At 30.5% G+C, this 25,038-nt stretch carries 28 protein-coding genes; 2 read left to right on the top strand and 26 right to left on the bottom strand.

Going from position 1 to position 25,038, the window contains the following annotated elements; genetic code table 11:
• Window positions 1–52: 52 nt before the first annotated feature.
• From LZF87_RS12650 to LZF87_RS12635, 4 genes are all read right to left on the bottom strand, one after another.
• Window positions 53–667: a hypothetical protein gene (locus LZF87_RS12650; protein ID WP_244339493.1), complete on the bottom strand. Its 615-nt coding sequence runs from the start codon at window positions 665–667 to the stop codon at window positions 53–55.
• 203 nt (window positions 668–870) lie between these two features.
• Window positions 871–2,187 (bottom strand): hypothetical protein, encoded by a 1,317-nt coding sequence (locus LZF87_RS12645; RefSeq protein WP_244339491.1) that lies wholly within the window; start codon window positions 2,185–2,187, stop codon window positions 871–873.
• Between the two features lie 784 nt (window positions 2,188–2,971).
• Window positions 2,972–3,478 carry a hypothetical protein gene (locus tag LZF87_RS12640; protein WP_244339404.1) on the bottom strand — a complete coding sequence of 169 codons (507 nt, stop codon included), beginning with the start codon at window positions 3,476–3,478 and terminating at the stop codon, window positions 2,972–2,974.
• Window positions 3,479–4,800: 1,322 nt separating this feature from the next.
• On the bottom strand, window positions 4,801–5,370 hold the full coding sequence (locus LZF87_RS12635; protein WP_244339490.1) for a hypothetical protein: 570 nt from the start codon (window positions 5,368–5,370) through the stop codon (window positions 4,801–4,803).
• Between the two features lie 149 nt (window positions 5,371–5,519).
• Here LZF87_RS12635 and LZF87_RS14750 point away from each other — a divergent pair, with 149 nt between their 5' ends.
• Complete coding sequence (locus LZF87_RS14750; RefSeq protein WP_262917897.1) at window positions 5,520–5,645, top strand: hypothetical protein; 126 nt, start codon at window positions 5,520–5,522, stop codon at window positions 5,643–5,645.
• A gap of 27 nt (window positions 5,646–5,672) precedes the next feature.
• Here the strand turns inward: LZF87_RS14750 and LZF87_RS12630 are convergent, their stop codons facing one another.
• The 3 genes from LZF87_RS12630 to LZF87_RS12620 all read right to left on the bottom strand — a co-directional run bounded on the left by LZF87_RS12630 (window position 5,673) and on the right by LZF87_RS12620 (window position 7,417).
• The gene (locus LZF87_RS12630; protein WP_244339488.1) at window positions 5,673–6,047 is read right to left on the bottom strand and encodes a hypothetical protein; all 375 of its coding nucleotides are present in this window, start codon (window positions 6,045–6,047) and stop codon (window positions 5,673–5,675) included.
• A gap of 345 nt (window positions 6,048–6,392) precedes the next feature.
• Window positions 6,393–6,869 carry a hypothetical protein gene (locus LZF87_RS12625; protein WP_244339486.1) on the bottom strand — a complete coding sequence of 159 codons (477 nt, stop codon included), beginning with the start codon at window positions 6,867–6,869 and terminating at the stop codon, window positions 6,393–6,395.
• A gap of 197 nt (window positions 6,870–7,066) precedes the next feature.
• Window positions 7,067–7,417 carry a winged helix-turn-helix transcriptional regulator gene (locus LZF87_RS12620; protein ID WP_244339484.1) on the bottom strand — a complete coding sequence of 117 codons (351 nt, stop codon included), beginning with the start codon at window positions 7,415–7,417 and terminating at the stop codon, window positions 7,067–7,069.
• 94 nt (window positions 7,418–7,511) lie between these two features.
• Between LZF87_RS12620 and LZF87_RS12615 the strand changes: the two genes are divergently transcribed.
• Entirely contained in the window at window positions 7,512–8,249 is a 738-nt protein-coding gene (locus LZF87_RS12615; RefSeq protein ID WP_244339482.1) for an NADPH-dependent F420 reductase, read from the top strand.
• A 277-nt stretch (window positions 8,250–8,526) separates the two neighbouring features.
• Here LZF87_RS12615 and LZF87_RS12610 read toward each other — a convergent pair whose 3' ends face one another.
• The 19 genes from LZF87_RS12610 to LZF87_RS12520 all read right to left on the bottom strand — a co-directional run bounded on the left by LZF87_RS12610 (window position 8,527) and on the right by LZF87_RS12520 (window position 24,896).
• Complete coding sequence (locus LZF87_RS12610) at window positions 8,527–9,033, bottom strand: hypothetical protein (RefSeq protein ID WP_244339480.1); 507 nt, start codon at window positions 9,031–9,033, stop codon at window positions 8,527–8,529.
• Between the two features lie 42 nt (window positions 9,034–9,075).
• Window positions 9,076–9,894, bottom strand: coding sequence for an IS3 family transposase (locus LZF87_RS12605; RefSeq protein WP_244343817.1), 819 nt, complete (start codon window positions 9,892–9,894; stop codon window positions 9,076–9,078).
• 23 nt (window positions 9,895–9,917) lie between these two features.
• Window positions 9,918–10,301 (bottom strand): helix-turn-helix domain-containing protein, encoded by a 384-nt coding sequence (locus LZF87_RS12600; protein WP_244338796.1) that lies wholly within the window; start codon window positions 10,299–10,301, stop codon window positions 9,918–9,920.
• A gap of 888 nt (window positions 10,302–11,189) precedes the next feature.
• Complete coding sequence (locus tag LZF87_RS12595) at window positions 11,190–12,110, bottom strand: hypothetical protein (RefSeq protein WP_244339478.1); 921 nt, start codon at window positions 12,108–12,110, stop codon at window positions 11,190–11,192.
• A gap of 203 nt (window positions 12,111–12,313) precedes the next feature.
• On the bottom strand, window positions 12,314–13,201 hold the full coding sequence (locus LZF87_RS12590; protein ID WP_244339476.1) for a hypothetical protein: 888 nt from the start codon (window positions 13,199–13,201) through the stop codon (window positions 12,314–12,316).
• A gap of 196 nt (window positions 13,202–13,397) precedes the next feature.
• Window positions 13,398–14,402, bottom strand: coding sequence for a DKNYY domain-containing protein (locus LZF87_RS12585; protein WP_244339474.1), 1,005 nt, complete (start codon window positions 14,400–14,402; stop codon window positions 13,398–13,400).
• A 222-nt stretch (window positions 14,403–14,624) separates the two neighbouring features.
• Entirely contained in the window at window positions 14,625–15,476 is an 852-nt protein-coding gene (locus tag LZF87_RS12580) for a DUF4238 domain-containing protein (RefSeq protein ID WP_244339472.1), read from the bottom strand.
• Window positions 15,477–15,645: 169 nt separating this feature from the next.
• Window positions 15,646–16,257, bottom strand: a complete 612-nt coding sequence (locus LZF87_RS12575; RefSeq protein WP_244339471.1) for a hypothetical protein — start codon at window positions 16,255–16,257, stop codon at window positions 15,646–15,648.
• 268 nt (window positions 16,258–16,525) lie between these two features.
• Window positions 16,526–16,801, bottom strand: a complete 276-nt coding sequence (locus LZF87_RS12570) for a hypothetical protein (protein WP_244339469.1) — start codon at window positions 16,799–16,801, stop codon at window positions 16,526–16,528.
• Between the two features lie 235 nt (window positions 16,802–17,036).
• Window positions 17,037–17,543, bottom strand: a complete 507-nt coding sequence (locus tag LZF87_RS12565; protein WP_244339467.1) for a hypothetical protein — start codon at window positions 17,541–17,543, stop codon at window positions 17,037–17,039.
• Window positions 17,544–17,702: 159 nt separating this feature from the next.
• Window positions 17,703–18,491: a LamG domain-containing protein gene (locus LZF87_RS12560; protein WP_244339465.1), complete on the bottom strand. Its 789-nt coding sequence runs from the start codon at window positions 18,489–18,491 to the stop codon at window positions 17,703–17,705.
• Window positions 18,492–18,703: 212 nt separating this feature from the next.
• Window positions 18,704–19,576 carry a DUF2971 domain-containing protein gene (locus tag LZF87_RS12555; RefSeq protein WP_244339464.1) on the bottom strand — a complete coding sequence of 291 codons (873 nt, stop codon included), beginning with the start codon at window positions 19,574–19,576 and terminating at the stop codon, window positions 18,704–18,706.
• Between the two features lie 159 nt (window positions 19,577–19,735).
• Window positions 19,736–20,368 carry a hypothetical protein gene (locus LZF87_RS12550; protein WP_244339463.1) on the bottom strand — a complete coding sequence of 211 codons (633 nt, stop codon included), beginning with the start codon at window positions 20,366–20,368 and terminating at the stop codon, window positions 19,736–19,738.
• 156 nt (window positions 20,369–20,524) lie between these two features.
• The gene (locus LZF87_RS12545) at window positions 20,525–21,094 is read right to left on the bottom strand and encodes a hypothetical protein (protein WP_244339461.1); all 570 of its coding nucleotides are present in this window, start codon (window positions 21,092–21,094) and stop codon (window positions 20,525–20,527) included.
• Between the two features lie 225 nt (window positions 21,095–21,319).
• Window positions 21,320–21,886: a hypothetical protein gene (locus tag LZF87_RS12540; protein WP_244339459.1), complete on the bottom strand. Its 567-nt coding sequence runs from the start codon at window positions 21,884–21,886 to the stop codon at window positions 21,320–21,322.
• 225 nt (window positions 21,887–22,111) lie between these two features.
• On the bottom strand, window positions 22,112–22,636 hold the full coding sequence (locus tag LZF87_RS12535; RefSeq protein WP_244339457.1) for a hypothetical protein: 525 nt from the start codon (window positions 22,634–22,636) through the stop codon (window positions 22,112–22,114).
• Window positions 22,637–22,815: 179 nt separating this feature from the next.
• Window positions 22,816–23,376 (bottom strand): hypothetical protein, encoded by a 561-nt coding sequence (locus tag LZF87_RS12530; protein ID WP_244339455.1) that lies wholly within the window; start codon window positions 23,374–23,376, stop codon window positions 22,816–22,818.
• Between the two features lie 192 nt (window positions 23,377–23,568).
• Window positions 23,569–24,078, bottom strand: coding sequence for a hypothetical protein (locus LZF87_RS12525; RefSeq protein ID WP_244339453.1), 510 nt, complete (start codon window positions 24,076–24,078; stop codon window positions 23,569–23,571).
• A 176-nt stretch (window positions 24,079–24,254) separates the two neighbouring features.
• The gene (locus LZF87_RS12520; RefSeq protein WP_244339451.1) at window positions 24,255–24,896 is read right to left on the bottom strand and encodes a hypothetical protein; all 642 of its coding nucleotides are present in this window, start codon (window positions 24,894–24,896) and stop codon (window positions 24,255–24,257) included.
• Window positions 24,897–25,038: the final 142 nt, after the last annotated feature.

Genomic DNA, 25,038 nt, shown 5'->3' with positions numbered 1-25,038 from the left:
ACAAAACCAACAATAAATTTTGCCTTAAAGCCCCACTTGCTGCAAACTGCTGTTAGCGGATGCCTTTATTCAAGCTGTAAATTTTTCTAATTGTGAAATAAACCATCAGTAAATATATAATAATTATCAGATAATATTTTTTTACAATATTTTGGATTATATCTAAATTAAAATTTGGTTTTTCACTTACGCAAATCATATTTACAGTATTTCCACACACGAAAGTTTTTGTTTCTTTTTTTGGAAGTTTTGGATTGGTAAACCAAATATCATTTTTATATGGGACATAAAACTGTGCGTTCTCGTCTTGTAGAATTTCTACAACTTTTACATATGACCAATATTTTGATTTTTCGTCAAAATGAAATTGTATTCCATTTATTGAATCTTTAGTACTTATTAATCTTTGTATTTCTTTTTTAGAATTAATTAGTTTTATCTTGTCAGAATCATAATCTCCCGTTAAAGTGACTTTTGTAAATTTTTTAGAATTTAAGAAAGTAGTTATTTCATTATAGAAAATTTTGCCATCCCAAGTAGCTAAAGTTATTGAACCATATTGGGTAAATGCGTCTCTACTTTTTAAAAAAAGGATACACATAATTGGCAGTAAAATTATGCTAATCAATCCAGGCGAATAAAAAATTTTTCTGCTATGTTTTCGCATCGTTTTTCAAAGGTTTTCGCTAACGTCCCGCCGGCTTTGTGGCAGGTGGGGATTTTCATTACTGATGTTTACAAATATACCGAAAAGTCTGAAAGAAAAAAGTTGAAAAATAGGAGAGAAGTGCAAACACTGACCATTACCGATAAACACCCAAAACCCCACTTGCACAAAACCGCTGTTAGCAGATGGTTTTATTATTTCGCTTATCTAAGATATTTAACACTTTCTCCGTTATAATATCCAATTCCATTATTTCTTGTTAAAAAAAGAATTTCTTTTTCGCTGATAAATTCAAATTTAGTTACGTTCAAATGAATACAATAATTGCTTTCATATTGATGTTTACAACTTAATTTTGGTCTAAAAAATAATTTTTTTGAAAATGTGCAGTCCGAATTATTTAAAACGTAAAAACCTTTTGAACTAAAGAAGTATAGTTTATTATCATATTTATTATATGTAATTGGGCCCAATTGATTGATTTCATTTTCTGTCAAAATGTTTTCTCTCGATGCTCTATCTTTGTTTTTAAAGCCCATAAAATTTTGCGCAAAAGCATACTTATATTTTTCATCTTCAAGGATGTCTTGGTCAAAGCAAGATTTATAATAATCAGTCTCTTTTTTTGAAATTTTTACAATTGTTCCGTCAATATAATAATAAAAGCCCTTTTCTGTAGCATATAGCATGGTATGTCCACCACCACTTGAAGTTATGAATAAATCATTATCATTATTATATGCAACACCTTTAGTTACACTTGAAATACTTAAATTGTATGGATATTTGTAAATAGTATCGGTTTCTGTAATTTTAATTTTATCAGGATAGGTTTCTTTTAATTTTGTAAAATATTCATTTTCGTCCTTATATTTTACTTCTTCACCAAATCCGCCATTATCAATCATTAACCAATGTTCGTAAATAAACTCTTTTTTATTCAAATCAAAAAAGCAGACATTTCCTCCAAATTCGCCTTCGTCAAAAGCAAACCATAGAAAATCTTTTTTGTCTAAATAAATGTAATCAGGTTCTATTAATTGGGTTCCTGTGTATTTTGCTCTAACCTTTCCATAAAAGTTAGTTTCCTTTTTAGGTATATAATTCTTTTTATTGTAGTAAATAGATTTGCTGCAGTAAACTACATATTCATTCTTTGAATCTATTAATATTGAAAAAATTTCTGCGTCTACTTTATCAATTTGATTGATCGTGCCATTTTTTTTGTAAATAAATATTTTACCTTCTTTACTTCCTAAAATTAATTCGTCGTTAGATTTTTTTGCAATTGTCGTTATATTACTTTTTATGATTTTGAAATTATCATTTTTAAAATCAATTTTGACAAAATCATTAGTATTGGTTATGGCATAAATTGTGTTTTTGACTGATACAAAATCTTTATAGTCATTACTTGCTAAATTTATTTGAATTGAAAGAGGATTATCTTCTGAAAGTTTGTTTTGTGCCGTTCCCAAAAAACTAAGCAAACAAAAAAGATATTTTACGTAGAATTTCATTTAAGATATTTTATTTTTCGGTTCGTTCTGTCAAACTATCTGCTAACGTCCCGCCAGCTTGCTGCAGGTGGGGGATTGTTTTCCCAAAAGTATCAATTTAAGATTAAGTTTACAAACACAAAACCAACAATAAATTTAGCCCTAAAGCCCCACTTGCTGCAAACTGCTGTTATGCGACGTTGCTTATTTTCGTTTTAGATTTAGAAATTAGGGAAAATAGATGGAAAAAAACAAAAAGATGGATAAAATTAATCCCAATTACCCAATCATTAATCTCAGAACCTTTTGAACAGATTAAAAAAACATTGAAAATTTTGAAACTCAGCGTAGATTTTAAATCTCCTTCACTGTATAGAAAAAATGATAAATCAGGGCCTAATAGAAATTTGAAGCTAAAACCAAATAGCATTAATGAGAAAGCTTGAATGAGATTTGTAGCGCACAAATAATGGTATGCATATTTTTTGGTAATGTGAAAAACACAATAAATTGAAACAATAGAATTAATAATAAAAAAAATATATTTAAGAAAAATATTTCCCGAAATCATATCTGCAATTGCAAGAGCAATTATGGCCGCATTTACCAAAAGGATATAAGATAAAGTAAATTTATTCATCATGAAGGTTTAGTTTTTTGCGATGTCGCATAACGTCCCGCCGGCTTTATGCAGTGGCGGTTTTCCACTCACGGAACTTCACAAATATACCGAAAAATTTCACAAAACATTCCAAAAAATCCCAAGCCCCGCCATTGCTTAAAACCGCTGTTAACGGCTGGCTGTTTAGCAAGGTGACCAATATTCAAATGTTATTAGTTTTCCATTTTTTATTTCAAATCTTATTCCATTATCATATTCAGAATGTTGAATAATAAACGCACCGTTTGATTCGCTTCCTATAAGTTCAATAATTTGTTTACCAAATATTTCTACTAATTCATTCAATGTTGTTTCACAAGTTAATTTGTGTTTTTGGTAATGTAGAATTAAAGATTTGTCATTTTCAAAATCAACTTTATCTATAACATACTTTTCATTTTGATTTCCAGTAAATTTTACACTTCCGTAATCTAAACTATAATATGTTGCACCTTGTTCTTCACTAGAAAAATCACCGCATTCATAATTAGAAATGTATTCCTTTTTGGGGTTTCCAAGCTGTTCGATTATTTGATTTTTTGAAGAATATAAACTCAAACCTTTGAATTTTATTTCATCAAAATCCAAATTTTGTGCAAAACTTATTTTCGTAAAAAAAAGGATTATCAAAATGATTGCGTTTCTTTCCATATCGTTTTTTTCAGCTTGCCGTTAACGTCCCGCCGGCTTTGAGAAGTTGGGGATTTTTGTTCCCAAACCATTCCATTAGGACTGAAGTCAAATGTACAAAAAGATCGTTCCATTAAACACTAAAGCCCCAATTTCTTAAAACCGCTGTTAGCAGCTGGTCATGTTTTCTGTCGATGTTTTTCTATTGTAATATATATCAGTCATGATAAAACATCCAAATATGACATTCAACATTATAAGTATGTTACCTAGTTCTAGAGTTGTTATAAATTCAATAATTGACCGCTTTCTAATTACTAAATAAATTAAATAAACAATTGGTAGAAACAAATTTGCTATTGCAGAAAAAATATAGAAAAAATTGTCTTTAAACCTTTCAGTTTGATTTCTAAATGTCGTAAATCTCAGAAGAATATTTAGCATTGCCAATCCACTAGCAAATGCGACTGCATTAAAATAATCAAAAAACAATGCTAGCTTAATAAATCCGTCAGTTTCTGTAAAGTAGTCAAAGAATACATAAACACACCAAACGATTATAATTAGAAATGTAAGCGATAGATTTTTATAATATTGTTTTGTCATAGTTTGGTTTTGACTTGCTGCTAACGTCCCGCCGGCTTTCTGTCAGCGGCGGTTTTTTTATTACTGACGTTTACAAATATACCGAAAAGTAGTTAGGAAAAGACTTCTTTTTAAAGAAGCAATGCAAACACTAACCATCCCAAAAAATCCCTAAACCCGCCATTGCAGAAAACCGCTGTTATGCGAAGTTTTTTTTAATCATTAATGTTAATTGAAATATTACGAAAGATATAAATACACTCGAAAATGACAATACATCTATATCATTTTTGAATAGATTAAAATCATTGTTCACAAACATTGTTAAAACAAATACTATCATAAATAGCCATAGACTTAACGATAAAGTTATTGTAATAAGATTTCTTATAACAGATATAAGTACTAATGATATTATAATCGCTATTGCTGAATTTATTAGTAAATAAAGAGGAGCCATAACCACCATTTGACCACCACCTACTTTAATTTTTAAGATAATGGCGAATATTACGGCAGTTATGAAACTAAATATGAGATAAGCAAATAAATTCTTAATTATAGGATTCATTTTTTAGATTTCGTTTACCCAAAATTTCGAATAACGTCCCGCCGGCTTTGTGGAGGTGGGGATTTTTGTTCCTAAACCATTCCATTAGGACTGAAGTCAAATATATAAAATTGTCTTTAAATTTTGCCACAAACCCCACTTTCACAAAACCGCTGTTGTACACAGTTTTTATTTGGAATTTGCAATTTTAATTTTTTCTTTCCGCAAGCTTTTTAGCTTTATTATGTATAATCCATATTGCTAATGGAGGAATTGATAAAATAATAAAATTACCTACAATATCGCTAAAATATATTTTACGGTTTAATTCAATAGTGGTGATTAGCTTACTAACAAAATAACCAGTATATACAAAAGATACAACACCTACAAACTGCATAAAACCAAAGCATAAAATTATATCAGTATTAGGTAATCCACTTTTTAAAAAAACAAAACTGAATATATATGCAACAAACAAAACAAAATTAAAAACCACAAGAACGTTTATTGCTAAACATATTTTGAAATTATTTAATTTTAATTCAACAAACTTATTTGAATTCGTAAAGAAAAAGTTTACAATACTGTATAGCCAATAAAGATAAGGCAAGTACAACAATCCAAAAAGCAAAAATGACAAATAGTAAATTATTTCACTGCCGTTGTGAATTACTTGAATTATGTTTATTAAAAATAATTGAATTATTATTGGAATTATCAATATCAAAAAGATAACTTTTTTTGCGTTTTGTTTTAAAAAATAATTGGAATTCATGGTATTAAATAAATTTCTTCATGATATGAAAAATGATGTTATTGATTTGTTTCGTCATTTTTTTGCAAAATTGTGTACAACGTCCCGCCGGCTTTATGAAGTGGCGGAATTTTTATTACTGATGTTTACAAATATACCGAAAAGACTGAATGAAAAAACCTCTTTCGGAGAAAGAAAAACAAACACTGACCATTACCGATAAATCCCTAAACCCGCCATTTCATAAAACCGCTGTTAACTGTAGTGCTGATTTGGAATTAGTAGATAGCAAGTAATGTGAAATTATTCACTATCCTAGAAGATTATTGGTATCTATTATAAATCCAACCATTGATAAAAATAAAGCCCCATGAAAAAATTATAAAAAGTATAATTTTACGATTTCCAACTTTTCTATCTTTTTTATCTTCAATACACCATTTTTCAGCAAACTCTTCAAACCTTCCCTTGTAAAGCTTACTATTATAATAATCTAAAGCAAAAAAAAGCAATACAAAAGTTATGACTACAGGATTACTTGGTTTACCTCTTAATTCTAATGGTCCTGCTATAAACAAGAAAATCATGTTTAGGAAAAGAGTAAATTGAGTCGTTGTTAGAACATGTATTGCATATTGATGATTTAAATTATCTAGTTTAGCAAATTTATAGTAAAAATATTCAAAAAAAGTTTTCATAAATACTTCTTCGTTGTTATTAATCTTTATGGGCCAAAGATAGCTAGTTAAGGATTAAATATCTTCATGTTTATTATTGCAAATTGCACTATATATCCTTTCATTAAGAATTTTTTCGTGGGAAAAACACAATTAAGAAATGTGTATTAATTTGATTGAAAAAATGAAAATATTCATGGTTATAGATTCAGTTTTTTCGCATTACAGTTAACGTCCCGCCGGCTTTAAGAAGTTGGGGATTTTGTTCTCAAACCATTCCATTAGAACTGTAGCCAAATATATGAAATTACCTTTAAATTTTGCCTATAGCCCCAATTTCTTAAAACCGCTGTTATGAGTAGTGCTTTATGAATTTTTCCGACTTTTCCATAAAATTATTATTGCTATTATAGTAAAAGTGGAACCGCCAATAAAATTTTCAACGGTAAAATCTCTTGAAAAAAGACCGCCAAATGAATTGAACAAATCATTTATGAAACCTTTTCTAAAAACTCCACATGCAAAAGGTATCATTATTAGAATAAAAGTTAAAAGTGAATTATAAATAGAAGTCTTATTTCTCCAATTTATTAGAGCGATTAAGATGATTCCGATAATCAATCCATAAAATCCGAAAACGAATCCACTAACCATAAAATCTCCCATTGTTTCATAAGGAGATTCAAATTTTTTCCAACAATCAGAATTTTGATCTTTAAGATATGCTAAAACACATTCATATTTTTCAGATTGTGAAAACATATAAAGTCTTTCAATCCCTTCAATAAGAAAGATAATCCCTAGTGATTGAATCAGTGCTAATTTTAAATCAATGTTTTTCATTCACTCTTTTTTCGCCGCGTTTGGGCGCATTACTCATAACGTCCCGGGGCTTTATGCAGGTGGGGACTTTTGCTCCCGAACCATTCCATTAAGACTGAAGCCAAATATACAAAAAGATGTTTCAGTTTTGCCTTAAAACCCCACTTGCATAAAACCCTTGTTGGCGGTAGTTTTTTTTCGGTTTAACCCTAAGAATTTTACTCTTTTGTAAAAATCTTTTTCTTGTGATTTAAACCCCAATCTTTTAATGCATAAATAATTGGCGTTAATGTGTCGGCATAAGTTTCTAATTTGTAAGATATTTTTATGGGATAATCGTCAATGATTATTCTCTTGATAAGTTGGTGTTGTTCCAAATCTTTAAGTTCTTTAGCCAATACTTTTGGTGTTAAGCCAGCAATGCTTTCTTGAATATCTGTAAATCTTTCGTTGCCAACTCCAACAGAAATAATGATTGGTAATTTCCATTTTCCATTAATTACGTCAAGTGTGTCTCTAACAGGTTTTACCGTGTCTAAACAATCACAATAAGCTTTTTTCTTTGCCATACTAAATTAAATTTCACTTTCTTTTGGGAAAGCACTATACAAAGGAAAGTAATTTTGAATAAATTTGCACTATAATTAGTAAAAAATAATCAAAATGAAAATAGGAATAATTGGCACTGGTGCTATTGGTGGCACAATTGCAAAAAAAATGATTGCGGCAGGTCATCAAGTTAAAGTTTCAAATAGAGATGTATTTGAAGAATTAGAGAAAAAAGCAAACGAAATCGGTGCTTTGCCCGCTTCGTTAATGGATGTTGTAAAAAATGTAGATGTTGTTATATTATCTGTTCCAACTATTGCAATTCCTGATTTGCCAAAAAATTTGTTTGAAGAAAGCCCACAAAATTTAATTATAGTCGATACCGCAAATTATTACCCTTTTCGAGATGGCGAAATTGAAGAACTAAAAGCTGGTAAAGTTGAAAGTGAATGGGTTTCCGAGCAAATTGGTCGTCCTGTTATAAAAGCATTTAATAATCTTTTAGCTCAAAGTCTTGTTAGCGGAAATGAAAATATTGCTATGGCTATTTCAGGAAATGATGAAAACGCAAAAAAAATAGTATCTGGCTTGGTCAAGGATGCAGGTTTTGATTTTGTCGATGCAGGGCTTTTGTCGCAATCTTGGAAACACCAACCTGGAACACCTGCTTATTGTACAGAATTAAATTCGTCTGACCTAAAAGAGGCACTCGAAAATGCTGACAAAAAAACTGCTCCACAAATTCGTGATTTGGCAATTTTAGATTTAATGAAATTTACCACGCAACCGACACACGAGGAAGTTGTAGCGTTCAATCGTAATTTATTTGCTAAAAATCCGAAGTCGATTTAATGATTTTTGATTATAAACGATAATTATATAAATGTCCAAAAGCGGAAGTTCTTAACTGTCCACTTTTTTTATTCTCAGATTTTGATGTCGGCTTGTTTGCGGTCGGTTCTGTAAAATTACCGCCAACGTCCCGCCGGCTTTATGCTGTGGCAGATTTTTTATTACTAATGTTTACAAATATACCGAAAAGTGGAAAGAAAAAACTTCTTTTTAAGAAGAAATGCAAGTACTGACCAATCCAAAAAATCCCAAGCCCTGCCATAGCATAAAACCGCTGTTACCTGCCGTTTTTTATTTCATCAAGTATTTTACTTATTTCGTCAAAGGTCAAGGTTTTGGATGTTTCTAGTGCGTCTACCGCTTGATTAATTGAAACATAAATTGTCGATTCGTCAAAAACAGTCTTCTCTTTACCTAATAAATAGTCTATTAGATTATAAACTGCATAAAATGTTTTTTGAACTTCGTTTGGTAATTCCCAATCGGTGTCTTGAAGTGCAACAATCGGGTCATCAAATTGTCTGCGTATTTCTGTGAGTTCGCTTTTCACACCAATGAATTTTTCAATCTTATTTGAGTTGAGATATTTTTCAACTGCATCAATAGTGTCTTTCAATATTTTCTTCTCCACAGTATGTGTCAAACCAATCACAGTGTCACGATATGTGAGTGAATTTTTGTCTGCATAATTTTCCCAAATTGGAAGAGCCAATTTTGTCAGTCGAATAGCAATTTTAAATTGTCCATCTTTGGGTAAGCTGTCCATATATTTTTGTAGTGTCATTTGTCTTTGTCTTGTCCTGAAATAGGTTGACCATTTTGGTTATTAATTCAGGTTGTAAAATTTGTATTTATGCATTTGATTTTTGTGTGCAAACTCAGGTGTTTTCATATCTAAGCTGTAGTGCCTTCTTTCATTATTGTATGTGTTTACCGCCTGTTTAATCATTTTCTGAGCCAAGACTAAATTAGGTAATGTTTTTAATAAACCAAACTCATATTTCAAAATTCCGTTAATCCTCTCCGCTACTGCGTTTTCATAAGGGTCGTATTGCTGGGTTGTACTGAGTAACATGCCGTTGTTTTGCGCGAATTCGGAGAACTCGGGACAGCAATACTGTATTCCCCTGTCGCTGTGATGAATGATGTTTTGATGTTTATGCATTCTGTTTTTTAAAGCCATTTGAAGAGCATCTTTCACTAATGTAGCTTTCATATTCGTATCGAGTTTGAACCCCATTATTTTCTTGGAATAGATGTCTGTTACCAAAGCCAAATAAGCGTGTTTTTCTTGTGTTTTAAGGTAGGTTATATCGCTGACCCAGATCTGTTCCGCGTGAGTAGGAGTGATGTTCTTAATTCGGTTTGGCGATTTATAGAAAAAATGTTTGGAATCGGTTGTGATATGGAATTGCTTAGTTTTCTTAACCAATAACTGATGTGTTTTCAAGAACCTAAAAAAGTTATCTCTTCCCATTTTTATATCCCTCTTTTCCAAATCATCTTTAATGTCCAGGTACAGTTTTCTTCCACCGTACCGGGTTTGTTTTTTCCTGATAGGCGCAATGAGTTCTTTAATTACAATAACTTGTTCTTCTCGCTGTTTATCAGCTTTGATTCGTTTATAATAAGCTTGTTTGGATATTCCGAAACATTGATAAAGCCATTTTACTTTAAAAGGTTTCTTTTCTTTTTCTCTATCTCTTTTACTAATGTTTCGGGCAACGACTTTTTTGCGATATCCAGTCCTGTGGTTACTTCAAAATCAGCAATGATGTCTTGTTGGAAGTCTTTAATAAATTCCAGTTCTTCTATACGTTCTCTTAGTTTTTTAATCTCGTCGTTCTTGCTCATTGCTTTGGATTTGGATGTAAAGTTAGATAATTTCTTTCTCCAATAGTCAATGGAACTTCGAGAAATGCCATACTTTTTGGCAGCATAGTTTACAGAGATTTGTCCATTATTAATTTCGTCAATGATGGAAAGTTTGAGATCAAAACTGATTTTCTGATACTCATTTTTTCGGCAGGGTTGTTTTCTTGTTGTTTCCATAGGATACTAAAAGTGTTTAATTTTTAGTCAACCTATTTTAGGACGACGCACTTTTTAAAATGGCTGGTAACGTCCCGCCGGCTTGCTGCAGGTGGGGATTTTTTGTGCCTTTAGTTTGTTTATTACTAAAGCCAAATATACAAAAGATGTTTGGTTTTTCCCTAAAACCCCACTTGCTGCAAACCGCTGTTGTGCGAAGGTTTTAATCATTTATTAAACCCCCATCCAAGTCGGTTTAGAACAAAGCTTAAAGTGAAAAGAATGGCTATTAGCATTAATGTAATATAAAAAAATGAAAATAAAATTTTATGGTTATTATTCATGTTTTTGAACCATTCTTTATGAATTAAAATTCTAGTAAAGGAATATGTGCCTAAGATTGACATAAATAATAAAAGTAGAGTAGGAGTAATAATATTCTTCATCGCCCAAGAATATGTTTCAGAAACAATTATCATAATTAAACACTGACAGGAAAGAATTATGATACTAAAAGCGTGTGTAATCAATGTATGTCTGTGTTTTTTTTCATATAAAGTAGGTAAAGAGCTTATAAATGATAATAGCAAAAAAAATAGACTCAAAATATTTGGTAATTCATTTTTTATAGGTAACGATGAGGAATATATAGCTAGTGCATTAAATATGCCTATTGTAGTAAGAATGTTTACATTTCTATTGATATAGTCTCGTAGGGAGTTTTTATTTGTATCCAAATTATTTATGTTAGTTTTGTTAACTTTCGCACAACGTCCCGCCGGCTTTAAGAAGTTGGGGATTTTTGTTCCCAAACCATTCCATTAGGACTAAAGCCAAATATACAAAAAGACCGTTCCATTATACACCCAAACCCTAATTTCTTAAAACCGCTGTTACCTGCTGTGTTTATTACCAGTTGAATTCTTTTTTTATTTTGTTGAAAGTTTCGATGCTTTTTAATGGAATTTCATTTTCATTTTTTCGAAGTTGTATGGGAATATCTTTAATGGTATAAGAGTTAAATTCTTGATAGCCATTATTTAAATAACTGTAAAAATCGTAATTCTGAAAAATGGTGTTATCAAGATCAAATTTTAAATATGATTTCTTTATAAGCGGAAATAGATATTCCCATGTTTTATCCATTGTTATTTTCTGTTGAAAGTTGTGAATTAACAAGCTTTGAAATCCGTTTTGAATTACAGCAAATCGTTTGCTATTTGGATAATAATCGATTTTTTGCGCTATTGAATTTAGTTCAGAAATATTTTCGAGGTTAAAACTGTTTAGTTCCTTTTGTATTATTTCCTTTTGTTCGCTACTCATCGAAGACGAAAAATAAATTTTTGAAGCAAATTTGTTTATGATTTGATCTTTAATCTGTAATTGATTTAGTTTATGTAAATCAATTAGTTTTTCAAAATTGTTTTCTAACCATATTCCATGATTTTTGATATACATTTTTTTGAACCATGATGACATATTGCCTTCAGTGATGGCATAATAATAAAGCTCTTTGTTTGAAGTGTATCTTATGTCGTAACCAAATTTCTCAACTAAGATTGATAATTGGGCTTTAAAATACAAAGTGTCTTTGTGATGGAAACTTGCATTTAACAACCGAGTTTGTAAATCGGTTTCATATCCATATTTTTTGGCTAACTCATTTAAGTCTTTTTTTACCAAGTCATATTTAGTTTTATTGTAAAAACTTTCGCTATTTAAAAACGGAAGTATTTTTTCCTTAATTTCTTTATCTCTTTCATTTTGAGAATAAGTTTTAACTGAAAATGAAAAAAAAATTATTAAAAGCAATAAAAAATTTGGCATATTTTCATGTGTTCATTTGGTGAAACATTGCTGGTAACGTCCCGCCGGCTTTCTGTCAGTGGCGGTTTTTTATTACTGACGTTTACAAATATACCGAAAAGTAGTAAAGAAAAAACTTCCTTTTAAAGAAGAAATGCAATCACTAACCATCCCAAAAAATCCCTAAACCCGCCATTGCAGAAAACCGCTGTTAGCAGTAGGATTTATTTTTTCTCATTTAATTCATTTGAAAATTTACTTAGCATGAGGAATAAAACGGGAAACATTTTTTCTAATTCAATGTAATATTCAAAAGATGAATTCAATTTATCATTTATAGGTAAATATTTAAACTCATAGTTTTTCAAAATCTTAAATTTATCATCTGGATTTGGTAACAAACTAAATGGCATTGCAGTACACATGATTGCGTACGATAATGTCAAATGTGAACTTTTTGATACTTTTCCAACACCTAAAAAATCACTATTAAAATCGTTTTCAAAATCTATATTATCTACAAGATTACTGGGATGTGATGTAGAGCTTAAAATTGTTTTCATATGTGAGATTTGATCATCTAAATCTCCTAACCATGTTAGTTTTCTTTTAGAAACTTCATCTTTTATGAATTTTTCTGTTTTACTACTTTTAATATATTTATGCCAAAATTCATTAGACTCTTTAAATCCTAGACTATTATTATAATCTTCTAAGAAATCTATATCAAGTTTGCAACGTGTCCATACTAGGGAAGTTTCGTAGAGTAGTCGTAAAATAGTTCTTGCATCTGTATCTAAACCATAGCTACACAACAATCTAATAGATGATAAGTGCTTAATTTGTCTTATAGTGATTTTGTAATATGTGCTAGAATGTTTGTTGTTTTCTTTTGAACCAATTAAATAAAATTGAGAAATTATTCTCAAAAGCACAATATATTCGTCCACATAAGCAAACAAAGAAGCGTATTTTGAATTTTTGATTTCAATATTGAATTCTTTATAAATATTCTCTCCTAAAGTTTTTTCATTAAAATCAAATCCACTTTTTTTATATAAAAGGTTGATTGTATTAATAGCATGCTGGTATGATAGAAAACTATTTGACATTGAAAAAAATAAGTTTTTGAATTTCGCGCTCTTTGGGCAATCTTACTGCTAACGTCCCGCCGGCTTTGTGGAGTTGGGGATTTTTATTTCCAAACCATTCCATTAGGACTGAAGTCAAATATATAAAATTACCTTTAAATTTTACCTAAAACCCCAATTTCACAAAACCGCTGTTAGCAACAGTTTTTTTGAATTATTAATTGCAAGGTACCTTTTTCCCAGCGTTATAACAACCAAATTTGTCCTTACCGATATAAGTGTAATCGTCAACTTTAAATGTTTTTGGATCAGCCCCTTGAACAACATTTTCGTAGTAGTATACATTATTGATGTCTTTTGAGTAATTGTTTTGAAGTGTTTGGAATGTTTTTCTATCAACATTAGGCATTGGTTTTCCTTGATAGTAACAAGTTGATTTGTCCTTTTCCCATTTCCAATCAATTATTTCAAAAGTTTTTGGGTCAGCATTTTTGACAACGCTGTCATTTTTATATACATGCAGCTTATCTTTTGTGAAGCCAAAATTTAAAAGTTCAAATGAATTTGGATCTTTAATGTTTAATTTTTTGCTTCCATCGAATCTATATTTTTTGTCTTGTCCGTACGCATAATCAATCGTTTTGAAAGTATTTGGGTCGGCATTTACTACAACACTATCTTGAAAATAGACTTTAACTTTATCTTTAGCATATCCATTTCCTATTATCTCAAATGACATGTAATCAGCTAATGGATGTTTTTTTCCAGATAAATAGTAAAAATTCTTGTCTTTTGCCCAATCTCCAAATGAAGATTCTTTATTTAAAATTTGGAATGTTTTTAAATCTGAAACTTTTAAAGCAATTGTATCATAGTAATAATCTTTCTTATCTTTAGAATATGGTCCTTTGTCTATTATTTCAAATGTTTTACTTTCAGCACCATTAATTTTCGCACCACCATAATAAGCAAATCTATTGTCTTTACCATAATAATCTAAAAGAGAAACAAAAGTTTTAGGGTTGGCGTCTTTTAATTTTCCAGCTTCATAGTAAACATTGTTTTTGTCAATTGCATAATCTGAATGTTCAAGTTCTTTAAAAGTTTCAGCATCTGCTCCTTGAATTAAGGTTTTGTTTTTTCCAGTTCCTTCATTCCAAGATACATAATAAACTTTATTGCCATCAATTTCATGACTATTGCAACTAATTAGAAATGTCATAAAGAATATTATTGAGATAAAATGGAGTTTCTTTAAATTCTTGTTCATCCTGAATATCTATTGCAGTTTTTCAAAATTGTTGCTAACGTCCCGCCGGCTTTGAGAAGGTGGGGACTTTTGTTCCTTCAGTTTGTTTTATCACTAAGCCAAATATACAAAAAAGAGTTTCAGTTTTGCCCTAAAACCCCACTTGCTCAAAACCGCTGTTAGCTGCTGTATTTATTACTCAAATTTTATAAAACTAAAAAATGCCTTAATATATTTTTCCGAACCAAAAATTAATTTTTCAGCATTTTCAACAGTTAGAAAATTAATGGTCTGAGCAAAATTGCAATCAACGCTCATTCTTTCAATTTTATTATAAAAGACTTTGCCTTCAATTGAAATTCCATTTCTGTCTGTAGCATTAGTCATTATGAGGCAATGTTTGGTATCTATTGGAATTATGAATTTGTTTTGTTCGTTAAATTGTTCCCTGAATTCCATATTTTTTAAATGTCCTTCTGAATTGACAATTAGGAAAGGATTATCACTTGTTAAAAACTCTGAGTTATCTGATAATTTCGCAACCTTGAATATTTTGTAATCGTGTTTCTTTATAAACTCAAGTAAAGTTTTTCCGATATGTCCTGCTTTGTATTCTTCTTTAATAATATCCATTTCGTGTGCGAGTTCTTTTGGAATATTTTTGAAAAATATATCAAATTGTTTTGGAGTTCTACAATGTAAGGAAAGGAAAAACATCAATAAACGGGTTCTTTCCTCCATAGTGATTATTATTTCTGAATCGTTACTGATTAATTTTTTATATAAATTATCGTAATAATTTTCAACTTCAAAATCATAAAAAATAGTTTCAACCATCATTGGTTCAATACTTTTTTTTATTGTATAAAAATTATCATTTACAGTAGCGCTTTTTAGAGAAATTGGTTTTTGTAAATCAAGATTTTCTTTTCCGAATTTATTTTTTTCTTTTAGCTTTCTAAATATAAATTTTCCATCATCTGAAAAGTTTTTCAAATAACATCTCGGAGTTGTATGATGGTCATTTTTATGTTGAAATTTTGCCATGAAGTTTTTAAAATATAGCAGCTAACGTCCCGCCGGCTTTAAGAAGTTGGGGATTTTTGTTCCCAAACCATTCCATTAGGACTGAAGTCAAATGTACAAAAAGATCGTTCCATTAAACACTCAAACCCCAATTTCTTAAAACCGCTGTTATGCACCGCTTTTCTGTCTGTCATTGAGAAACAAATTTTACTGAACTTAATTGCCCGTTTTCAAATGTGTAGATGTGTGTTACATCTGTCACGCACGACTCAAACTCCACAACGTTATATTTCTTGTTTAATTCTGTCGGAAAGTAGTCAAAGAATGTTTTGTAAAAGTCCTCCACGCTCATTCCAACTTTTATATTATCCGAAAAAACTACTTTGCTATCTACTATTTGTCCACCTCGAATGTATCCGTGAATCGATGCTTCGAGGTCATTGTCCAAAAATATATTGAGTTTATTGTTCGCAAGTTTTAAGTCCAATGATTCGCTCCATTGAAAAAATGGGGGAGTTATGTTTGTATTTGTAAAAGTGTCTCGTTGAAAATTTGTAATTGTAAAATCTTTAAGCAAGCTTGTTGTCAGTGAAGATTTGTCTGTCAACTTACCAAAAGGGAAATAAACATAGTCCGAACAAGTCACCAAGTGAAGAGTGTCGCCCGATGACTTTCCTAATGAATTGAAGTCAAATGATTTTTTTGGTTTCACCCAGTAATTATAAACTTTGAAAGATTTTGTTGTATCTACAGAGTTGTCTATTTCGGATTTGTTGTCTGAACGATTAGAACAAGCTGTCATAACAAGAAATATTGTCAATATGAATAGAAGTCGTGTCAAATTTGATGTTATTTTAAAGTGGTGCATAACGTCCCGCCGGCTTTGTGGAGTTGGGGATTTTTGTTCCCAAACCATTCCATTAGAATTGAAGTCAAATATATAAAATTGCCTTTAAATTTTGCCTAAAACCCCAATTTCACAAAACCGCTGTTAGCCGTTCGGTTTTTTCTATTTCTCAATAATTCTTAAAAACTATTGGAATAAGTTTTTATTAACATTTTAAACGAATTTAAGCGATTCTTTTTCTACCACCTAGTAGATATAATAATCCAGCAAGATAGTGGATGACTATAAAACCAATTGTCCACATGATTTTTTCAGATTGATTTATCTTTTTCGATACATTGACTTCGTATATTCCAATTATTATATAACCCAAAGTGGAAAGGATGCCAATAATGAATAAAATTTGAGAACCATTTATATTGCTAATTTTCATCATTGTTCCAATAATAATAGCGAAGAATGCTAGCAAGTATATTTTTTTGAATAAGTTGTTTTTCATATAGTTTTACTAAAGTAAAATACTTAAGAGGTTAGTGTTCATTTCGTTTGGCCAAACTGACGGCTAACGTCCCGCCGGCTTTATGAAGTGGCGGAATTTTATTACTGATGTTTACAAATATACCGAAAGTTAGAAAGAAAAAGGCTGAATGAAAAGAAGAAATAAAAGCACCAAGCCATTCCAAAAAATCACCAAACCCCGCCATTTCATAAAACCGCTGTTAACGGCTGGCTGTTTAGCAAGGAGACCAATATTCCAATCTTATTAGCTTTCCTTTTTTTATTTCAATTCTTATCCCATTATCATATTCAGGATGTTGAATAATAAATGTACCATTTGATTTGTCTTCTAATTGTTGAATAATCTCTTTACCAAATATGTTTAGCAATTCATTTAATGTTGTTTCACTAGTTAGTTTGTGTTTTTGATAATATAGAATTAAAGATTTGTCATTTTTAAAATCTATTATTTCAATAACATATTTTACATTTTCATTACCAGTAAACCTTATACTTCCGTAATCTAAACTATAATATATTTCGCCTTGTTCTTCAGTAGAAAAATCACCACATTCATAGTTGACAATGTATTCTTTTTTTGGGATTCCAAGTTTTTCTATTATTTGGTTTTTAGAAGAATAGAACCCCAAATCATTAAATTTTATTTTGTCAAAATCTAATTTTTGCGCAAAACTTATTTCCGTCAAAAAGAGAAATATTAGAAAGATTTGGTTTCTTTTCATATCGTTTTTTCCAGCTTGCCGTTAACGTCCCGCCGGCTTTGAGCTGGTGGGGATTTTTGTTCCTATAGTTTGTTTTGTCACAAAGTCAAATATACAAAAAGATCGTCCCATTATACACCGAAACCCCACTTGCTCAAAACCGCTGTTGTGCACAGTGCTTTATTGGCAACAAGCTTGTAAATTATATAGTTCAGTCATTTCAGTTTGTGTTAAAATACGATTGTAAATTATTACATCATCTAATAATCCTGTATAGTTTTTACCTAAGAATAGATCTCCCAGAATTGAAGAGGAACAATTACTGTTCGTAGAAGATGTTTGAGTAGTTAGAACATTGTTTCTGTACAGTTTAACATTAGAAGTACCATCATACGATACAACGATATGTTGCCATACATTTGATAAATCGGCAGTGGTTTCATCACAACCGTTACTGTTGAAATAATCATCCCATATAACATTTTGATTTGCTTCAAAAGCAGCTTTTCTACAATCGTGAAGATTAATAGACCATTGTCCAAAAGCTGAATTTGGACAATTTGTTGTGTAAGTTCTACCAATTAAAGTTTCAAAACTCCAATTATTCCCAGTAGGTTTATACCATAATGAAATTGAAAAAGGGGAGTTTTGAAAATTATCTAGGAAAGTTGGGTTTGTATATTTTAAAAAATCTCCATTCGCAGAAATAAAATTATAAGCACAGTTAAGGTTTCCAGCTCTATCAGGTCCAGACGAGGCTGTAGTTGTATTTGTTAAATGATAATTGTTTCCTGAAAAATCATTTATTGAACCATTACTGAAAGGATAAAAGGCGATGACCCCATTTTGTAAATTTGTAGATAAACAACTAGCTTGTGTTTTTGAAGTTTCGTTTGTATCATTATCATTACAACTAAAAAGTGAAGTAAAAATAAGTAATAGACTAATTTTTTTTAAGTTGAAATTCATATTTGTGTTTTCTTTTTAGAGGTTATTTTTTTAAAAGGTTACTTTTTTAAATGAATTTTGTTTACAAGTTTGGCTTAGCATTGTGCACAACGTTCCGCCGGCTTTAAGAAGTTGGGAATTTTTATTCCCGAACCATTCCATTAGGACTGAAGCCAAATATACAAAAAGCTCGTCCCATTAAACACCGAAGCCTCAATTTCTTAAAACCGCTGTTAGCGGCTGTCCATAATTTCAACTAATTCTAGTTTATTAGAGTTTTTTATTTTTTCAACTTTAAAAAACTTAATTTCTTCTGCGTTAGGCAGATTTTGTACTAATGAATAATATTTCTGTTTCGTTTCTTCTTGTGCTCGTAATCCAAAAATGACTTCAGTAATTTGACTTGGCAAAGGATATGTCCCCGGATTAGGCTCTATGTATCTCCATTCTTTTTCGTAAGTCCAAGATTTAGATTTTGTAGATATTGCTTTTCTAAAAGTTGGATCGTGAAATGCAATTTGTTGTTTATTTGTTCCATTTGGGTATAATGACGTTTCTAATATAAAACCATTCGAATCAAATTTTGGTAATTCGTCTGAATATTCAACTTTTATACACTTTTCTTCATTATCTAAAATAGTACCCTCCGATTTTGAAAAGCCTATAGCAATACCGTATGAATTTTCACCATAGTGAGCCCACATTAATTCATTTAGTGGATCTTCCGTTAAGCTAAATATTCCGACATTTTGAATTTGTTTGTCGAAATTTCTAAATGTATCAATTGGATTTGTTATCCTTACCCCAGAATATTTTAAATATGCATCTTGCATAATTTTATGTTTTTCATCCAAACTACTTGCTTTCCTTATCTTTCTTGCTACAGCATTAGTTGTAGGATCTGGCTTTAACCTAGCACTATGAGCGAAGCCCATTAAATGTGCTTCTTTCATGATTTTTACCTGCTCATTAATATATTCTTTTGCTATTTCTTGAATAGTACATTCAAAAGGATCGTTCAATCCTTTAGCATTAGATAACCACACGTTTTGATCTGTGAAAATTTTATCTGTATATTCTGAATTTCCTCTATATTTATATAACATTTTGTTTGTCTTGGATTGCCGCTAACGTCCCGCCGGCTTTGAGAAGGTGGGGGATTGTTCTCCCAAAAGTATAAATTAAAGATTTAGTTTACAAATACAAAACCAACTTTAAATTTTTCCCTAAAGCCCCACTTGCTCAAAACCGCTGTTAGCAGTAGTTTATTTTAAATCTCTTATTAACGTCAAAGTTTTATAACTTGAAACAATTGTTCCCCTTCTGCTTTCCTTTTTATGAAATAAACTTTTTTTATAATAATAGCCAATCCGCAACATTTCTAGATCAATTGTATCAATTGAGTTTACTTTCAAATTATATAATCCTTCATATTTTGAGAAAATAGAATCAATTTCTTTAAGTGTATAGCAATTCTGATTAGGTTTTTCTTTTCGACTTTTAGGGAGATTATAAAATTCTTGTTTTAACTCATTGAAATAAGGTACAAAATAGACTGTGTCCAAATTGATTGTATCTCGCCATTTGCCGGGAACAATTTTTGGATTGATAAAGTTTATTTGAGCGAATTCACCAGAACTCAACCAAAACTCTAATTTATTTTTGTCGATCGCATCATCAATTATGAATTCACCTTTAGAGTTGGTTTTAACTTTTTTATAGCTAGCTGGGTTGATTTTTTCATCGTCAAATATAATCTCATTTTTTTTTAATGGTTTTTTTGTGTAGAGATTAATTGCAGTCCCTTTTATATGAACAAATTTCAGATCACTTTCCTGTTTGGATTTAAAGGCAAACAGAATTAATAATGTAATTAATAGCAAAATGCTCTTTCTCATGTTTGGTTAAATTACTGCTAACGTCCCGCCGGCTTTAAGAAGTTGGGGATTTTTATTCCCGAACCATTCCATAAGGACTGAAGCCAAATATACAAAAAGACCGTTCCAATAAACACCCAAACCCCAATTTCTTAAAACCGCTGTTAACGGCAGTTTTTATTCATCGATGTCTTCAAAAATCAAAATGTTTTCTTTTTTGTTTATCCTAATTTTCCTCCAAATAGGAGCGTAGTTTTCGCCTTGAGGTTCAAATAATTCTTTTATAAATTCATTTTCCGTTTCATAATTTTGAGTAACTTTTTCACCTTCGTAATAATCGGTTGATTTGGTAATGTCGGTTATTATTGCATTAGATGTAAAAGTTGTAAAATTTGTGGTTTTCTTTATTTCTGAAATCATACGATTTTTATCTGAGTTAGAAATTTTCAAAGTGAAAGTGTGATAATAATCTCCAATTCCTGACATTGATTCATTCTCTAAAATTTCAAAATCTTCTTTGAGTGAAATTTCTTGTTCGGATAATAATTTTCTCGCATTGTTTTTCGAAAATAATTCATCTGCAAAAATATCTGAAACAGCAAAGAGAATAAAAAATAAACCAACAATAGAAGATAAAATAATTCCCGCTTTTCTTAATCCCAGTTTTTTCGGGATCCAATATGAAATAAAGGTTAAGCCACTGCATATGACAAAAAAGAAAAGAAAAACTAGTATATAAATTAGCATAAATAATTGTTTATCTTATTATGGTGTTTTTGCGTTTTTTTGGCACAAAATTGCCGTTAACGTCCCGCCGGCTTTATGCTGTGGCGGATTTTTTATTACTGATGTTTACAAATATACCGAAAGTGGAAAGAAAAAACTTCTTTTTAAAGAAGAAATGCAATCACTGACCAATCCAAAAAATCCCAAGCCCCGCCATAGCATAAAACCGCTGTTAGCAGTAGGCTTTTATTCAGTTAATATTTTCTGCTTTTCCACTCTATAAAGAAGTAGGACCAATCCCAGAGCAAAAACTAAACAGCTTAGTGCCATACACATTCCATTTTTCAATATGAAAAACGAATAGCCTACTGCTGGAGCTCCAATGATAACCATTAATGAGCTTATTGGATTGGTTTTGATAAAATTTGATGCGTGTACTGCTAATCCTATAAAGAGAAATGATGGCCCAATAATAATAAACGGAAACAAAATAGATGGAGTATTACTTATATGTTCACTTAATTGCGCTTTAGCGATATCATCATTCCCAAAACTCCACATTATAAAGTCAATAGTACAAAGACCTATGTGGGCAATAGCACCTAAAATTGTCAAAAAAGAAGCTACTGTATTAAGATTGTTTTTTGGAAATACTTTGTTAAATGAAATGAGTAAAACTGCACCAATTAAGTTGAACCAATGTGCAAAATCTATAGGCTTTTGAAAATAAGATAATTTTGAACCTTGAGAAAACATAATATAACTCACAACAAAAAAGAACAATCCGATTAAGCAAATAATTTTTGGTTTCATATTTTTTTGATAGAAAATAATTGTTTTTAATTTATTGCTGTTCTAGTTTTCGTTTTTTAAGCTTACTGCTAACGTCCCGCCGGCTTTATGAAGTGGCGGATTTTTATTACTGATGTTTACAAATATACCGAAAAGACTGAAAGAAAAAAGCTTCTTTCGGAGAAAGAAATGCAAACACTGACCATTACCGATAACCACTGAAACCGCCATTTCATAAAACCGCTGTTAACTGCCGTTTATTAAAGTTATTTTCCAATTTTCGCAATCAAGTTCCATTTCTAAATGTCTACTCCAATTCGTGAATTCATCACATGTAAAATTGAGTTTATTACCGTTCCAATTTTTAAATTTAATCATATCCATTTCGATTGGACTTTCAAGTTTTGTTTTTTCTTTGATTGTCTTCTCTATTTTGGCGATATAATAATAGTAACCTAATATGAATTCTCCACTCGGTGCAACTGTCATAATATTATATGCTGGATGTTCTTCTATTTCCAAAAGATCACCGTTTTCAATTTTTAGTTGATATAAATAATCAGAAGTCAAAACTAAAATGATATTAAGCTTTTCTGAAATTTGGACTTCTTTTGGAAAGCCACGAAATATTCCACACCATTCGTAATAATCATCATTTGTGAATTTTATTGTTGTCCAATTTTGAGAATTCCAAGCACTTTGATTGTCGTAAATTCTTTCCTCATAGGTTCCAGAATAAGTTTGGTTTATTATTTCTCCTTTTATTATCATTTCTGTTTACTCGAAAAGTTGTGTTTAAATGGCAGTTAACGTCCCGCCGGCTTTAAGAAGTTGGGGATTTTTGTTCCCAAACCATTCCATTAGGACTGAAGTCAAATATACAAAAAGACCATTCCATTAAACACTCAAACCCCAATTTCTTAAAACCGCTGTTAGCAGTAGCCATTTTTTTATTCTTTTTCCTTTATTTCAGTAGGAGAGAAGCCTAATTCTCTTTGTAGCTGGTTGTAGCTTTGGATATTTGCTTTTTTCTTATCGTAAACACGAATAAACAATGTTGAATCCGACTTTATAGCTGAAAATGTGTTACCGGCATGACCTAGGAAATTTTCTTCAATTTTTGATTTGAGTATTCTTTCTAAGTAATCAGTAATGGATTTTTTGTTATTGTTGTTTAATTTAATAGTTTTTGATAATTCCAGATTTTGGGATGGGTCTATGTTGGTATCGTTGATTGATTCACAGTTAACTTTAAATTTTTTATAGTTGAGGAAGAATCCTTTTTCAGGCTCGGCATAAATTACCATTTCTTCCTCATGGCCGCCCCATTCGCCACATTCATTAAATCTTGCATTTAATATTAATTTTAAATCTGAATTGAAATCACCTAAGCTATTCTCTTCGAAAAAAGTTATTTTAGATGATGGTTCATTTTTCTCAATTTTTGACTGACATGAGAGAAAAATTATAGAAATAGTTAAGAAAATAAACTTCGATATTGCTCTTTTCATACAGTTTTTTTATGGTTACTGCTAACGTCCCGCCGGCTTTAAGAAGTGGCGGATTTTTGTTACTGATGTTTACAAATATACCTAAAAGTTTGAAAGAAAAAAGCTGAAAAATAGGAGAGAAGTGCAAACACTGGCCATTACCGATAAATCCCCAAACCCGCCATTTCTTAAAACCGCTGTTAGCAGCCGTTCTTACTTGATTAGTGTAGTTTTTTCAATGATTTTCCAGCCCAATCTTCCTTTACGAACTTTTAACTCAATAGCTGAATAGTCATTAATATTATCAATATTTTGAAATATAACACCTTTTATAATGCCATCCACTTCAATATCTGCTTTTGGATTATTTCCTTTAGTTGTAAAGCCTTTTTTTAAAATTGGAGTTTTTAGAATTTCAAAATCCTTTGTAGGATAAATATATAAGTTGATGGTCAATAATATACATGTCAATAAACTTCCAAAAGAAACTGTTGTATATGCTAGTCTAAGAAATTTGCTTAGTTTTATTTTGACAAATTTGTCAAAAATGAAATACAAAACTATTCCAGTAGTTATGTATAATAAAAAAATATCCTGTAACCTAATTACAGTTTTGGAAAACATCAGAACTACAAGAACATTTAAGACTAGACCCACAAAAAAAGGAATATTGAAAATTAGTATTTCCTTTGTTTTTTTTAATTCGACAGTTTTCTGTTTCATTTAGGTGATGTTTTCGTTCGGTCAGAATGGCTGCTAACGTCCCGCCAGCTTGCTGCAGGTGGGGGATTGTTTTCCCAAAAGTATCAATTTAAGATTAAGTTTACAAACACAAAGCCAACATTAAATTTAGCCCTAAAGCCCCACTTGCTGCAAACTGCTGTTAGCTGTAGCTTTTGTTATTTAAATGTATGTTCCGCTTCTTTTATATCCCCATCTTCCATATCAGCATACTTATATTTGATTGTTTTTTTAGAGACTTTTAAAATTAAATTTTTAGAATCGAATTGATTTTCAGGTATTATACTCATGGTTTCATGTATAGGGAAATTGAAAATTTGAACGAACTTATTTTTATCCAATGTCATTATACGATAAGTATTTAGACTTGAAAAATCTGCCCAATCGATGGCGTAACCAAATTCATCTTTTCCATCTTCATTTATGTCTCCTAAATTTGAAAACAGATAAACTCCTTTCTGTTGGTAATGTTGTGAAGCAATTAACGTATCAATTAACTTATCACTTGAATATAAAATTGAAATTGGTTTGTTTTTTACTGTTAATTCTAAATCTTTATCCCAATCTAAACTGTCATGTATTTTATTAATCTCCTTTTTTGTTTCGCTATTTTGATATGATTCAAAAATTGTATCTTCAATTTTATCACCATTAAAATCTCCGACAATAGAATACCGTTTATCCAGTTTTGAAATAATTGGATTTTCATTTTTCTCTATCAACAAGTTTTCATTTGCTTTCTCATTGCAGGAAGCAAATAAGATTAATAAAATTGTGGATATTGATGTTTTTACGGTCATTTTTGGTAAAGTTACAGCTAACGTCCCGCCGGCTTTCTGTCAGTGGCGGTTTTTTATTACTGACGTTCACAAATATACCGAAAAGTAGTAAAGAAAAAACTTCATTTTAAAGAAGAAATACAAACACTAACCATCCCAAATA

It is taken from the genome of Flavobacterium enshiense (assembly GCF_022836875.1).
Lineage (GTDB): Bacteria > Bacteroidota > Bacteroidia > Flavobacteriales > Flavobacteriaceae > Flavobacterium > Flavobacterium enshiense_A.
This window is presented reverse-complemented; position numbering and strand designations above follow the sequence as displayed.